This is a genomic window from Ruminococcus turbiniformis, from assembly GCF_020687545.1.
Taxonomy (GTDB): domain Bacteria; phylum Bacillota; class Clostridia; order Lachnospirales; family Lachnospiraceae; genus Mediterraneibacter; species Mediterraneibacter turbiniformis.
In genome coordinates this window covers 39543-53412 of the sequence record NZ_JAJEQX010000020.1, presented here as the reverse complement: position 1 = coordinate 53412, position 13870 = coordinate 39543, and the positions used below count along the sequence as shown (strand labels likewise).

The window sequence follows — 13870 nt, the reverse complement described above, 5'->3', positions numbered from 1 at the left end:
AAGCTGAAGTCACTTCTCTTTCTTCAGAGTCATCACTTTTCTGTAAAGCTTAATGAAGTCTTCTTTTGTCGTCATCCTTGCATTATTCGGTCTGTCTCCTCCAAGCATGGCGTCGTCTGCCAGCCGGTCCAGGCTTTCCTCTGTCACTCCGTAGGCCTCAAGCGGTTTCACCGGCATGTCTTCGAGCAGTTCGTACACACAGTCAACCCCGGCCTTCGCCGCCTCACGCACAGACATACCGTATGTATCTACCCCAAAGAATCCCGCAATGTCCGCATACCGTTCGGGCCACGCTCCCATATTAAACTCCATGACAACCGGAAGGCAGAGCGCGTTTGCTACTCCATGGGGCACATGATACTGCGCGCCCAGCGGATGCGCCATACAGTGGGAGATTCCAAGGCTTGCCGATGTAAAGGCATATCCGCCGAGCATGGCTCCCATCATCATGTCATAGCGCGCGTCCTTGTCGCTGTCCCCGCGGAACACCGCCGGACGGATCGCATGGGCAATCAGGCGGATTGCCTGGCTTGCGAGGGCGTCAGAGATCGGCTCCGTACATCTTGACGTATATGCTTCAATGGCATGGGTTAAGGCGTCCATTCCGGTCGCGGCTGTAATCGATGCCGGAAGAGAATAGGTCAGTTCCGGGTCGCAGATGGCAAGAGCCGGCATGATTCCTGTTCCTCCGATCGGCATCTTCCACTCTCTCTGCCGGTCCGCGATCACCGCGAAAGGCGTACACTCGCTGCCTGTTCCCGCCGCTGTCGGGATTGCCACAATGGGAAGCGGCGCTTTTTCAAACTTGTCACACCCCTGATAGTCACGGATGCTTCCTCCGTTTGTGGCCACGATAGCCGCCGCCTTGGCCGGGTCCATGGAACTTCCTCCTCCAAGTCCGATCACCACATCGGCGCCGTCTAAAAGTTCCGTAATTTTCTCCACCGTCTCCACAGAAGAATCTGCTTCACACTGATCATACACAGCCAGCGCAATCCCCGCATTTTTTACGGATTCTATTACCTTTCCCGCAATCCCCACTTTGACCAGTCCCTGGTCTGTTACGAGAACTGCTTTTTTTACTCCCAGTTTTTTAAGCTCCTCTCCCGTCTTTGCAGCCGCACCGTTGCCAAATATGATCGCTCCGGACGGAGCCCATGAGAAAATTGATTTTTTGTCTTTGAACACGCTGTAATCCAGCGGAATCTGCGCAACAGGTCTAAACATATGAAATACCTCCCTTATCCTTTTTAAAAATGCCTCCGGCAATCCGGCCGGAGGCAATCTTGCTCAGACATCATCTGATTTCTTCTCTTTTACCAGGATCTGATTATACTTGGATGCCTTCCTTCTTATCCTGTGTTTTTACCATAATATAGCGAATGACAATTACAGCAAATACAATTGCGCCCGTGTATCCGCAGTATGTCATAATCACTCCGAGCAGTTCCTCATAGGGAACAAACATACAGATGATATACGTCACAATTCCAAAAGCAATTACCGCAGTCTTGTATTTCGGGCTCTTGTCATCTTTAAAGAAAAAGCTGACTGTATTCCAGAGAGACGGGCATATCGTCGTATAAATCGCGCCAATGATAATCACGGCGAATAACGCGCCGACGGGGCCCATTATGTGTGACGCAAGTGCAAGGTTCGGAATGGATACAGTAGACGCCTCCTCAATATTTCCAATGTGGTTCATTCCCATCAATACAGAGACGGATGAGATGAAAAACGCGCCGATGAAAAGTACCGCTTTAAAGCGTCCGAACTTATATTCCCTGTTGTCATAAGCAAGCGTCGCTACAAAATTGGAGACAAGAAGCAGAGAACATCCTCCAAATGCCAGCCCTGCTGTCAGCCAGTGATTTGTACTGCGGGTAATTGTGACGGCCCCGCTCTCAAGAAGCGCGATTCCCTCGGGGATTCTCGGGAAATATGTGAATGCCGAAATAAACCCTACAACCAGAGTAAACACAACAATAACCGGGCCGATCCAGCCGATAACATCAATGATTCTCTGAAGTCCGAACACCGCTGTAATCACAGAAAGTCCGACCATTATTCCCACGCCCACCGGCATGGGGATGCCCCACTGCTGATTAAATGTGGATGCACCTCCCGAACACATAAATATATAGCAGCATGCAACGAATACCCACGCAAAAATTTCGAACAGTTTTCCCACATATTTGCCCGCATAAAATGTCGCTACTTCATTCAGGTTCTTAAGTCCCCGTGTCCGTCCTGCATATGCGTAAGCCACATATGTAAAAAACATCATACAGAAATTAATAACCCCCACTGCAATCCCCATATAGCCGTAACCGGAAAAATATTGGATGGTCTCCTGTCCGGAAGCAAATCCCGAACCGATAAGAAATGCAAGCAGAGAACCTGCCAGCAGAAAGAAGTGCAGCCAGCTCATATTTTTCTTTTCCATAAAATTCTTATACCTTTCTCATTCTTTATCGTACTTCTCATGTCAGTTGTAAGGCAGTGCGTCCCTGCCGGAGGTTCCGCCGCCTCCGGCATTCATATCCGGCAGGGGACGCCTGTCTGTTTTCTCGCTTCTTTTATAAAGTACCGTCTGTATCAGCAGCACGCGGAATGCTCGGTACGGCCGATAATATTCTCCTGTACACGCGGATCAAGCTCTACGAAGAATGCAGAGTATCCTGCCACGCGAACCATCAGGTTTTTGTAGTTTTCCGGATGTACCTGTGCATCCCGAAGAGTCGCCGTATCAACAACATTGATCTGTACGTGCTGTCCGCCAGCCTCACAGTATCCTTTGACAAATGTCTCGAGCATTTCAAGGCCCTTTTCGCCTTTCGCCACTGCCGGGTCAAATTTATGATTTACCAGAACGCCCTTCGGCACCATGATCGTATCCATCTTTCCGATCGAGTTTCCTACCGCTGTCGGGCCGTTTCTGTCCATTCCGTTGGACGGAGAAGCGTTGTTTGCAAGCGGTTCTCCTGCCTTTCGTCCGTCCGGTGTAGCTCCTACGACACGTCCCTGCCAGATATTGTATGTCTGGTTTAAAAGGATCAGCTCATATCTTCCGAATCTGGAATCCAGATGCGCACGGTTTTCTTCTGCACAGTATGTAATTACCTGGCGGCAGTAGTCGTCTACAAGGTCGTCATCGTTTCCGAAATGAACGTATTTGTTGAGGAGCATCTGATGCCACTCTTCATGTCCCTCATAGTTATGATCAAGAATATCCGTCAGCTCCGCCAGTGTCAGAAGCTTCTGCTGGAAGCATACCTGATCAATCGCTGCCAGTGAATCCGCCGCATTTGCCACGCCGCTTACGAACGTTCCGGTGCTGCTGTACTTCGCGCCGTCCTTCTGAAGGATACGTCCTTTTTCGATACATCCTTCCACCAGAGTAGATGCGAACACCGTCGGGCAGATCTGGGAATGCAGTGCAGAACAGATGCCGTATGCTTTCAGATGGTAATCGATGATATAGGAGAGCTGCTTCTTATATGCATCCATGAATTTCTCCATGCTGTCCATCTCATCCATCGTGCCTGTCTTCGGTCCGAACTGGCGCCCTGTGTTCGGGTCAACGCCGTTGTGCATCGCAAGCTCGAGTACTTTTAAGATATTGATAAATCCGGCTACCGGACGGAAATCTGTCTTGCCCGGAACCTGTGCCTCAACGCATCCCTCGATGGCATAGTCTCTTGCTTCCCGGATGTCGTTGCATCCGTTTGCCAGAACACGCGGAATATTGATATCATCGTTGAAAAATGCCGGCTGGCCAAGTCCCTTCTGGGTCAGCTTCAGCGCGTGGCGGAATGTCTCCCGATCGATCTTCTTGTTGTAACGGAAGGAGATCGCAGGCTGTGTTGTCTCCGCTCCGTCAGCCGCGTCGAGAAACAAATTGGTAAGCCTGTTGCACGCATTCTTTCCTTCCGAATCGATTCCTCCGATCGTAATGTTTGTCCACATCGGGAATCCTGCATAAGCCTCTGCCTCGATGTGATCGCGCAGCTCAAAGATCTCGGTCCATTTGATCAGCATACACTCGATCATTTCCACGATCTCATCGTCTGTCGCAATACCTTCCTCAATATCATGCTCATAGTACGGATACATAAACTGGTCAAAACGTCCTACAGAGTGATTGTGTCCCGCATTCTCAATCTGGTAGATCAGATGAATGAACCAAAAGAACTGCATTGCCTCGTAGAAAGTTCTCGGCGGATACTCCGGAACCCGCTCACATGTCTCGGCAATTCGTATCAGTTCTGCCTTTCGTTTTTCGTCTTTTTCTGTCACCGCCATCTCACGGGCAAGGTCCACATAGCGGTGCGCGAACTGAATCGCTGCCTCAAGAGTAACGATCATACCCTCCCATGTATCCTTCTGCTCCTGCGTCACATAGTCATAATGATCTATGCTGTCCAGTTTCTCCTGGATTTCCTCGATCATTTTGCGGAAGCCTTTTTTGAAAATCTCGCCGTACTCCGGCATATGGCTTGCTGTAGATACAATACGGGAACCGATTGTAATCAGTCCGTCAAGAGATGCCTGCTGCATATCTTCGGGAATTTTGCTGTCCACAACCTCACGGAATCCGTGTCCTTTCCACTCCGTACAGATCTTGATAAGCTCTTCTTTGTCTCCCGGATTTCCCCATGCCAGTTTGTCTGTGGAGCGTGTGTCAAATGTGTCAATATCCTCGAGAATCCAGTTGGAGCCCCATTCAGGATAGACCGGTACCGACCGGTATCTTTCGCCGTGATCTCCGACAAAAATTGATTCCGGATTGATGAAAATCTTCATATTTTTCAGAAGATATTCAAGAAGATGGGCTTTTCTGGAAATCGGGGATTCCACAGAAGGAATTCTGTAAAATTCTGTTACCAGTCTTGCTCTGTCCAGCGAAATGGACGGCTCTGTATTTCTCAGACGTGCTTTGAGAAACTCGACTTTCTTACTGCTCATGTTATGTCCTCCTTATTTTTGCTTTTTTATTGCCTTAAAATTCTGATCTGCGCCAGCATACAGTCAGAATATGCAGCCTTGTCTTTCTTATGCGGTGAGTCTGGATTTCCTGCTCAATCCTACTCATCCGCACTGTTGTCCTTGTTGTAAAAACATTTTTTCCCGGCCTTTAAGAGAACCTCATTTGCCACATCCACCAGATGCAGCATATGTTCTTCAGCCGGTTCCACCACGTCGTCAAGCGGATACTGCCTTCCGAGAATTTTATATTTATTAACGCCCAGCTTATGGTATGCAAGAAGTTCATACCTTCTCACCGAACTCAAACTGCTGATATATTCAGCTGTAGCTCTGATATTCTCATCAGAATCATTCCAGCCCGGCACAACGGGCGTCCGGATGCAGATCTCGATTCCGTGTTCATTGATCAGTTCAAGATTTTTCAGTATTTTCTCATTTCCCTGACCCGTGATCTTTCTGTGCATTCCGGAATCCATATGTTTGATATCAAAATAGATAAAATCTATATAATCCAGACACGGCGCAAACTTTTCATAATCACCGCAGCCACATGTTTCAATCGCCACGTTAATCTTATATTCCCTGCATTTTCTGCTTATCGCACAGAGAAATTCCGGCTGCATCAACGCTTCCCCTCCGGAAAAAGTCACGCCCCCTCCGGAGTGTTCAAAATAGAATCTGTCCTGATAAATACGGTGAAACAGTTTATCAACCGTATACTCCTCTCCGAACAGCTTTCTCGCCTCTGTCGGACACAGTGCGGCGCATGTTCCGCACCCTGTGCACTTCGTTCTGTCGAAATTCATCTGTCCCGCATCATCCAGATATACAGCCTGCGAAGGACATTTTTTCAGGCAGAACCCGCATCCCATACAGTTGTTTGGATTCAGCGAGACTTCCGGCTTAAACGAGATTCCTTCCGGGTTCGCGCACCAGAGACATTTCAGTCCGCACCCCTTAAAAAAAACGGTTGTCCGCATTCCCCTTCCGTCTCTGATCGAGCATTTCTGGATATTGAAAATCCTTCCTGTGAGCTGTTCCATTCCGTTCCTCCTCTTCCCCTCTCGTCAGTCTCGTCAGATAAATAATTATCATAATTTTCATTTGTTTTACATGTTAAATATAAATTCACGAATTTATATTTAAAAACAATTTTTACTTAAATTTTTCTAATTTCTATTGCTTTTTAAGTTTTATTACCGTATAATCAGCACATAAGTTTTAAATTATGATTTTTTATTTATCTTTTTGCATCAATTATCATTCATCTCTTCGTTGACCTAATGATATCAACGAACTGCAGAAAAATCCAACGAATAAATTTCATCTCCTTATGCATATCATTCATAGGTAGTTTTTAATAAAAAAATATTATTATTCTATATAAAATGTACAAAATTCTATTTGAAAGCGAGGGAATAATTATGGATACTGTAAAATATTCGATATTTTTAAAAGTGTTAGAATGCCGCAGTTTTTCCAAAGCAGCAAACGAGCTGGGCTATACCCAGTCCGCAGTCAGTCACTCTGTTTCTTCTCTTGAAAAGTCTTTTGGATTTAAACTCTTAAACAGAGACAACAACGACATACGGCTTACAAGAGCCGGCATCGATGTCCTTCCTTATATCCGAAATGTCGTTTCTGCTCAGAATATTCTGGATTTCACACTGGCGTCTTACAATGAGTTTGAGTCCGGAACTTTGTGCATCGCAACAATCCCAAGCCTTGCGATCCAGTATTTTCCTGATCTTCTCAGGGAATTCAACGAGCAGTATCCGAAGATACACATTGTTGTCATCGATGGGAACTATGAAGAAGTGGAAGAAATGCTTGCAGGAGGACGGGTGGATTTTGGATTTTCCTCCGTCTCCACAGAACTCCCTTTTAAAACGTTTCCGCTTTTCAGAGAGGCGCTGCGCGCCATCATACCGTGCGGTCACCCGCTCGTCTTAAAAGAATCTGTCTCCCTTCACGACCTGGAGTCCGAGACATTCATCATGCCCGGCGAGGGGCCGAACCATCAGATCGGACAGCTCATACGCAAGTATCAGCTAAACCTCAATATCGGTTACTCCGTCTCCGACGACAATCTGACCGTCTCCATGGTTTCCCGCAATGTAGGCGTCAGTATCCTGCCGGAAATGTCCTTTAAAAATTATCTGAATTTTCCCTTTGTAGTAAAACCGATTACAGAGGGAGCATACCGGGATATCAAAATCATTTACAATGATCTGAATTCCATTTCTCCGATCAGCCGCACATTCATTATGTTCGTTCAGAACTATTTTAAAAAGCTTTTGTCGGATGACTCTTAACAAACGGATTATGACACCACTGTTTCCATGTGAAAATAAACTTGATTCTGACAGATATTTATGCTAATTTTAAGACAATGTCTGAATTGTCAGGAGAACTAAAAATGAATGATATAATAGATTGTTATAAAAAACTAATTCCATTTCTCGGAAAAGCTCTGGGAATCCAGTTTGAAGCAGCGCTTCTTGACTGCAGGCTGAAAGAAATAGTCGCTATAGAGAATAACCATATCAGCGGCCGGAATGTCGGCGCCCCGATGACAGATTTTGCTCAGCAGATCATCGACAACGAAGAGTGGAAGACCCGGGACTTTATTGACAATTATCCCGGATATACCGAGGATGGGAAGCTTCTCCGTTCATCTACTTTTTTTATTAAGTCCGGGGATTCACTGGCCGGTATGCTGTGCATCAACATGGACACTTCCGACTATCGTCTTTTAAGCGATGCGCTTCTTAAGCTCGGAGGGTTAACACCCTGCGCGGCACAGGTACCTGAGAAAAATCCTTCCGCAGAGAAATTCATAGACAGTGTTTCCAACACAATCAAGCAGACACTGAACAGCTTGTACAGTGGAAACATTCCTTCGCGCTTTTCTCGTGACGAAAGAATTAAAATCCTTTCTATTCTTCAGGAAAAGGAAGTTTTCATGGTTAAAGGATCAGTTCCGCGTATTGCACGGATTTTAGGATGCAGCGTTCCTACTGTATACAGAGAACTTTCCTCCATCAAAGGTGGGGACGCTGCAAAATCCACTGACCCCGGCATAATTTAACACAACTGTGATTGCTCGCTATCCGGCATACCAGTATAATTACTCCCATAAGAAACTTTAAAAACTTCCGGGAGGGACAAAGCGTGGATACATTTATCATTATTGTATTGATACTGGCATTTATAAGCGCGGGTATCACTGCCTTCTTTTTTCTCCGGAAAAAGAAATGTCCGGGAACATCCGGATCCGGCTTTAAAGGCAGAATGCCCGCTGCTTTGTCCGGATTTCTGACTGTTTTATGTATTCTCGTTTTTACAGTCGGATTTATGGCTGTGGGAGGATATTTTATTTACAGGGGATATGAAGAAGATCTTCGATATACCGCCCAAACAGAAGGGATTGTTATTGAATATGCCCAGAAATCAGACTACACAGAAACGCCTTCCAAACCTGTCTATGCCCCGGTTGTCCGCTACCATACGGAAGACGGCAGTGTTTATGCAGGGACGGGCAGTATCTGGACGCAGAATCCGCCTTTTAAAATCGGAGAAACGGTCTCTCTGCGGTATGCTCCCGGCCTGGCAAGCCCGGTCTATGTGGCAGGTTACGCCTCCCCAGTCAGCTGGCAGCTTGGAATCATATTTTTTCTCTTCGGGTTCGTCACCACTGCCATCTTTCTCTTTTCCTTTATCCTGAATAGAGTGATCGATGATCCCGAATACAGACGGCGTGTTCTGGGCCGGGCTGCGGCAGCCCTGATTGTCCTGCTCATCCTTGCCGGATGGTGCATTCTGGCAGGGCCAAAACTTACCGCTTTGTCGGCTGTGCTTTTTCTCCTCTATTTGCTTGTCATAAAGTTCAAAGGGAAAAGGATAAGATAAAATAAAATCAGCACTTTTGCTCGTCGCCTGTACAAAAAAAGGCGGAAGTCACTGGCTTGCAGTCTCTTCCGTCCTATTTTAATTCAGCAGCAATGCCTAATTAAGCAACGCCGCTTATACTATAAACATCGCATCCCCGAAGCTAAAAAACCGGTACCGCTCTCTTACCGCCTCCTCATAGGCCGCAAGTACATGCTCCTTCCCCGCCAGTGCGGAGACAAGCATGATCAGCGTGGACTCCGGCAGATGGAAGTTGGTGATCAGGCAGTCCAGAATTTTAAACCGGTATCCCGGATAGATGAAGATCTCTGTCCATCCGCTGCAGCTTTTCAGCCGCCCGTTCTCATCCGCCGCGGACTCGATTGTCCGGCAGCTCGTCGTCCCGACACAGATCACCCGGTGGCCGTTCTCTTTCGCCCGGTTGATCTTTTCCGCCGCCTCTTCGCTGATCATGTAGAACTCCGAGTGCATGTGGTGATTCTCCACATCGTCCACCTTTACCGGACGGAATGTCCCCAGTCCCACATGGAGCGTCACCCGGGCGATATCCACGCCCTTTTCTTCGATCTCTTTTAACAGCTCCGGCGTGAAGTGAAGTCCCGCCGTAGGAGCGGCCGCGGAGCCGGAATGCTCCGCGTAGACCGTGTTGTACCTGTCTTTGTCCTTGAGCTGGTGAGTGATATAGGGAGGCAGGGGCATCTGCCCGAGCTGATCTAAGATCTCCTCAAAGATTCCCTCATACTCAAACCGGATCAGGCGGTTTCCCTCATCCGCAATATCCACCACTTCGCCGATCAGCAGTCCGTCGCCGAAACTGATCCTCGTGCCGGGCTTTGCCTTTCTTCCGGGTTTTACAAGCGTCTCCCACGTATCGTTGGCTCCCCGCTTTAAGAGCAGAACTTCGATCTTTGCCCCGGTCTCCTCCTTCGCCCCGATGAGGCGGGCGGGAATTACCTTTGTGTCATTGATGACAAGGCAGTCCCCCGGGTTTAAGTAGTTTATGATCTCCTTAAACACATGGTGCTCCACCTTTCCCGTCTCCTTGTCAAGCACCATCAGCCTTGATGAGGAGCGGTCCTCAAGAGGATCCTGGGCGATCAGCTCCTGGGGAAGATCGTAATAAAAATCACTTGTCTTCATTTTCTGTATCCCTTTTGTCTGTTACTGAGTACGAAGCTCGGCGCCCATCTTCTTTCCAAGCTTCTTCATCACCTGGTTTGCCGCGCTCTCGATTTCCTGGGACGTCAGTGTCTTCTCGCCAGAGCCGATAGTCAGACGGATCGTCACGGACTTTTTGCCCTGCGGGATCTGTTTTCCTCTGTACTCGTCCACAAACGCAGCGTCTTTTAACAGCGCGCTTGCTTTCTTCTTGCCCATGATCGCGTCATAGATGTCGTTCCACACCGCATTGGAGTCAAAGAGCATGGAGATGTCGTAATCCGTCTCCGGATACTCGGCGAGATGAGTGAATTTATTCGTTCTGGATTTCAGCGGTTTCAGTTTCGTCGCATCCAGCTCAAAGAGCATTACCGAAAGATTCTTGATACCGCACTCCATGGAAACCTTCTTCGCCACAAGTCCCATATCTCCGATCTTCTGATCGTCGAGGTAAATGTTCAGCCATACCACATTGTCGGCCCACACCGGCTTCTCTTCTTTTCTGAACTCGTACGCCTCCATGTGAGTATAGCGCGGCATGCACTCAAGGACGCCCTTTGCCTCTCTGAACAGTGTCGTGATGTCCTTCACGCTGCTGGCGAAAGCGGCTCCGATGTGTCTGCGCTGTTCCGGCAGTGATTCTGTCGGATCATATGCGGACGTATAGTTTTTGTCAAAGAATACCTGCGCCTCCTCAAAGATTGAGAAATCATTGAAGTAGCGCTCATTTTTTGCCACTGCCTCACACAGATTCGGAAGCAGGGATGAACGGATATAGCTCATATCCGGCGCCGGCGGCGTGGAGAGCTTCAGGATTCCGTCCGTGTTCTGGAGCACCGCATTGACGAACACATCGTTCATCCACGGATATGTGTACACTTCCTGCATACCGCAGCGGAACGCGAGATACTCCTTGATATTTCTGACAAGGGTCTTGTCCTTCTGGTTGATATCTCCCGTAAATGTAGTTGTAAATTCTGTTGCCTCGAAGTTGTCGTATCCGTACATTCTGGCTACCTCTTCCATCACGTCATCCTTGATGGAAATGTCGCCTGTGGAACGCCATGTGGGCGCTGTGACATGGAGGTTATCTCCGTCGATCGCAACGTCAAAGCCGAGTTTCTCAAGCTTGCCGCGGATCTCCGCGTCTGTCAGATGTTTTCCGAGTCTCTTCTCAAGCCATGCGATGCTTAAATTGATCTGGGCGCGCTCAAGCCTTTTCACATAGTTATCGCAGAATCCGGTCACTTTAAGCTCCGGATAAAGCTCTTTGAAATATTTCATGGAAAGCGCCAGCGCCTGGTCGCATCTCTCCGGGTCAACCGCCTTCTCGTATCTGGAGGACGCCTCTGTACGTGTGTCGTAACGAAGCGCTGTGCGGCGGATACCTGTAGCCTCGAAGTTTGCCACCTCGAGAATCACCCGCTCTGTCTTCGGCAGGATGGAATCCTTTGCGCCGCCCATGACTCCGGCCAGGGCAACCGGCCCTTCCGAATCTGTGATCACAAGGTCATCCTCGCAGAGTGTCAGTTCATTGTCATTTAAGAGAAGCAGCTTCTCTCCCTCAGCCGCATGTCTTACCTTAATGTGGTCTGAGATGTTGTCCGCGTCAAACGCGTGGGTCGGGTTTCCTGTCGCGAGCATGACATAGTTTGTGATGTCAACAAGCGCGTTGATCGGACGCATTCCGGCCTTCCAGATCCGGCTCTGCATTTTGTACGGGGAAGGTTTTACACTCACGCCGGACATCTCCACGCCGATATACCGGGTACATCTGTCCGGGGAATCGATCTCCACGTGGAAATCAGACTGAACGTCTGTCTCAAAGGGTTTGATCTCCTCAAGCGGCAGATCATAAAGAGCCGCAATCTCCCGGGCAATGCCGTAGTGTCCCCACAGATCCGGTCTGTTTGTCATTGACTTGTTGTCAATCTCAAGAAGAACATCGTTCATGTCCAGCGCATCCGCAAGAGAAGTTCCCGCCGGAACGTCAAACGCAGACAGGTCAAGAATCTCCGCCTCTTCTGCCGGGAACAGCTCTCCCAGTCCGATCTCGCTGGACGCGCAGATCATACCGTATGACTCCACGCCGCGGAGCTTGGAGTTTTTGATCACGACCGGCTCTCCCTCGCCGTGCCAGCGCACAACCGCGCCCGGGCAGGATACGGCAACGCGCATTCCCTCGCTTAAGTTCGTTCCGCCGCAGACGATGTCCTTGATCTCACCGCCTCCGATATCCACCTTGCACACCCGCAGTTTATCCGCGTTCGGGTGAGCCTCGATTTTCTCAATTACGCCGACAACCATGTTGTCAAAACGGCGCGCCAGGTCTTCCACATCTTCTACCTCTACAGTGGACATCGTCAGATCATACGCCAGTTTTTTCAGATCCATATCTTCCGGGATATGAACATAATCCTTAATCCATGATAATGATAACTTCATTTTCTCTCTCCTATTTATTCAAAACTGTTTCAGAAACCTTAAATCCGCAGCCCCATAAGCCGCGTCAGAACTCCTTCATCCGCAATTATTTAAACTGTTTCAGAAATCTTAAGTCCGCACTGTGGAACAGTCTTACATCATCTACCCCGTAGCGCATCATGACGAGACGGTCCAGACCGATATTTACATAGAAACCTGTGTACTCATCCGGATCAAGACCTGCTGCCCTTAAGACATTCGGGTGCGGGGAACCGCCCGGCATAACCTCGATCCAGCCCACATGCTTGCAGACGCTGCAGCCTTTTCCTCCGCACACCTGACACTGCATGTCAATCTCAAATCCCGGCTCCACAAACGGGAAGAAACCGGAACGCATTCTCACCGGCACATCCGTTCCGAACACCTTGCTCAGAATGCTCTTAATCATCACTTTACCGGACGTAAACGTAATGTCCTTGTCCACGATCAGCGCCTCGTACTGGAAGAATGCTCTCTCGTGATGGGCGTCCGTCGTCTCGTTTCTGTACACACGCCCCGGATACACGAAACGGTACGGCGGTTTGTGGGTCTGCATGTAGCGGACGCTTCCGCCTGTCAGGTGAGGACGGAGACAGAGTTTCTCGTTCGTGCTTCCACTGTCATGCCCTTCCAGCCAGTAAGTGTCCATGCTCTCGCGGGCCGGATGATTCGGCGGGAAATTCAGCTTGTCAAACGCGTACATCTCGCTTGTGATCTCATCCTCCTCGAAAATCTCAAATCCCATGGAACGGAATGTATCGTTTAAGTCATAGCACATCTGTGTGATCGGGTGAAGTCCTCCGCCGGAGGGGAGAATGCCCGGAACCGAACAGTCAAAGTCCGGAGACACTTCGGAAGCTTTTAACTTCAGCTCCACTCTCTTCTCATCGATCAGCTCTTTGACCTCGTTCTTTGCCTGGTTTAAAAGTTTTCCCATCTCAGGGCGAAGAGACACGTCCAGCGTCGGAATCTCTTTCATCAGAACACTTAATGCCCCCTGTTTTCCGATATATGCGCTCTTTACATTCTGCAGTTCACCCTCGTTTACTGCTTCCGAAATTTTGTTTTTTGCTTCTGATAAAATGCCGTTGATTTTATCTTTCATTTCGTTTCTCCTTCCTGTTTCCTGTTCTGCTTTGCTCACTGCCGCGTATCCCGCGGCACATGCAGCACTGCAGCACCTTTTTCGGTTTTTCCGTGTAAATCACCGGAAGTGCCTGGCGGCACATTCCGGGATTGTAAGCGGTCGCCAAGGCTTCGGGCAAGCCCAAACTTTGGCTCGTCGCCAGCACAAAAAGGCTCCGTCCCCCAAAAGGGACGAAGCCTGAAAATCCGCTCGCGGTACCAC

Annotated in this window: 10 protein-coding genes and 1 other annotated feature (1 of these 11 running past the window's edge); of the genes, 3 read left to right on the top strand and 7 right to left on the bottom strand. The window is 48.7% G+C overall.

What is annotated here, in order from left to right; translation table 11 throughout:
* Nucleotides 1–9 precede the first annotated feature (9 nt).
* The 4 genes from LKD70_RS11480 to LKD70_RS11465 form a co-directional block, all read right to left on the bottom strand.
* Complete coding sequence (locus tag LKD70_RS11480; RefSeq protein ID WP_227708174.1) at nt 10–1227, bottom strand: iron-containing alcohol dehydrogenase; 1218 nt, start codon at nt 1225–1227, stop codon at nt 10–12.
* Between the two features lie 103 nt (nt 1228–1330).
* On the bottom strand, nt 1331–2446 hold the full coding sequence (locus LKD70_RS11475) for a YkvI family membrane protein (protein ID WP_227708173.1): 1116 nt from the start codon (nt 2444–2446) through the stop codon (nt 1331–1333).
* Between the two features lie 152 nt (nt 2447–2598).
* Nucleotides 2599–4968, bottom strand: coding sequence for a glycyl radical protein (locus LKD70_RS11470; RefSeq protein ID WP_227708172.1), 2370 nt, complete (start codon nt 4966–4968; stop codon nt 2599–2601).
* Nucleotides 4969–5087: 119 nt separating this feature from the next.
* A complete protein-coding gene (locus LKD70_RS11465; protein ID WP_227708171.1) occupies nt 5088–6032 on the bottom strand; it encodes a glycyl-radical enzyme activating protein in 945 nt (314 codons plus the stop codon).
* 381 nt (nt 6033–6413) lie between these two features.
* Here LKD70_RS11465 and LKD70_RS11460 point away from each other — a divergent pair, with 381 nt between their 5' ends.
* The 3 genes from LKD70_RS11460 to LKD70_RS11450 all read left to right on the top strand — a co-directional run bounded on the left by LKD70_RS11460 (nt 6414) and on the right by LKD70_RS11450 (nt 8901).
* Nucleotides 6414–7304, top strand: a complete 891-nt coding sequence (locus tag LKD70_RS11460) for a LysR family transcriptional regulator (RefSeq protein WP_227708170.1) — start codon at nt 6414–6416, stop codon at nt 7302–7304.
* Nucleotides 7305–7408: 104 nt separating this feature from the next.
* A complete protein-coding gene (locus LKD70_RS11455; RefSeq protein WP_227708169.1) occupies nt 7409–8080 on the top strand; it encodes a helix-turn-helix transcriptional regulator in 672 nt (223 codons plus the stop codon).
* A gap of 83 nt (nt 8081–8163) precedes the next feature.
* Complete coding sequence (locus LKD70_RS11450; protein ID WP_227708168.1) at nt 8164–8901, top strand: DUF3592 domain-containing protein; 738 nt, start codon at nt 8164–8166, stop codon at nt 8899–8901.
* Nucleotides 8902–9015: 114 nt separating this feature from the next.
* On the opposite strand, the gene queA is transcribed toward LKD70_RS11450, so the two are convergent.
* The 3 genes from queA to LKD70_RS11435 all read right to left on the bottom strand — a co-directional run bounded on the left by queA (nt 9016) and on the right by LKD70_RS11435 (nt 13627).
* Nucleotides 9016–10041: a tRNA preQ1(34) S-adenosylmethionine ribosyltransferase-isomerase QueA gene (gene queA, locus LKD70_RS11445; RefSeq protein WP_227708167.1), complete on the bottom strand. Its 1026-nt coding sequence runs from the start codon at nt 10039–10041 to the stop codon at nt 9016–9018.
* A 21-nt stretch (nt 10042–10062) separates the two neighbouring features.
* Nucleotides 10063–12504, bottom strand: a complete 2442-nt coding sequence (gene pheT / locus LKD70_RS11440; protein ID WP_227708166.1) for a phenylalanine--tRNA ligase subunit beta — start codon at nt 12502–12504, stop codon at nt 10063–10065.
* An 85-nt stretch (nt 12505–12589) separates the two neighbouring features.
* On the bottom strand, nt 12590–13627 hold the full coding sequence (locus tag LKD70_RS11435) for a phenylalanine--tRNA ligase subunit alpha (RefSeq protein WP_227708165.1): 1038 nt from the start codon (nt 13625–13627) through the stop codon (nt 12590–12592).
* A gap of 205 nt (nt 13628–13832) precedes the next feature.
* Nucleotides 13833–13870: a binding site (T-box leader), on the bottom strand (it continues 231 nt past the right edge of the window).

Excerpts from the sequence above, each read along its gene's own strand:
- LKD70_RS11465 (WP_227708171.1), bottom strand. The coding sequence starts at position 6,032 with ATGGAACAGCTCACAGGAAGGATTTTCAATATCCAGAAATGCTCGATC.
- LKD70_RS11480 (WP_227708174.1), bottom strand. The coding sequence starts at position 1,227 with ATGTTTAGACCTGTTGCGCAGATTCCGCTGGATTACAGCGTGTTCAAA.
- LKD70_RS11475 (WP_227708173.1), bottom strand. The coding sequence starts at position 2,446 with ATGGAAAAGAAAAATATGAGCTGGCTGCACTTCTTTCTGCTGGCAGGT.
- LKD70_RS11435 (WP_227708165.1), bottom strand. The coding sequence starts at position 13,627 with ATGAAAGATAAAATCAACGGCATTTTATCAGAAGCAAAAAACAAAATT.
- LKD70_RS11455 (WP_227708169.1), top strand. The coding sequence starts at position 7,409 with ATGAATGATATAATAGATTGTTATAAAAAACTAATTCCATTTCTCGGA.
- queA (WP_227708167.1), bottom strand. The coding sequence starts at position 10,041 with ATGAAGACAAGTGATTTTTATTACGATCTTCCCCAGGAGCTGATCGCC.
- LKD70_RS11470 (WP_227708172.1), bottom strand. The coding sequence starts at position 4,968 with ATGAGCAGTAAGAAAGTCGAGTTTCTCAAAGCACGTCTGAGAAATACA.
- LKD70_RS11460 (WP_227708170.1), top strand. The coding sequence starts at position 6,414 with ATGGATACTGTAAAATATTCGATATTTTTAAAAGTGTTAGAATGCCGC.
- pheT (WP_227708166.1), bottom strand. The coding sequence starts at position 12,504 with ATGAAGTTATCATTATCATGGATTAAGGATTATGTTCATATCCCGGAA.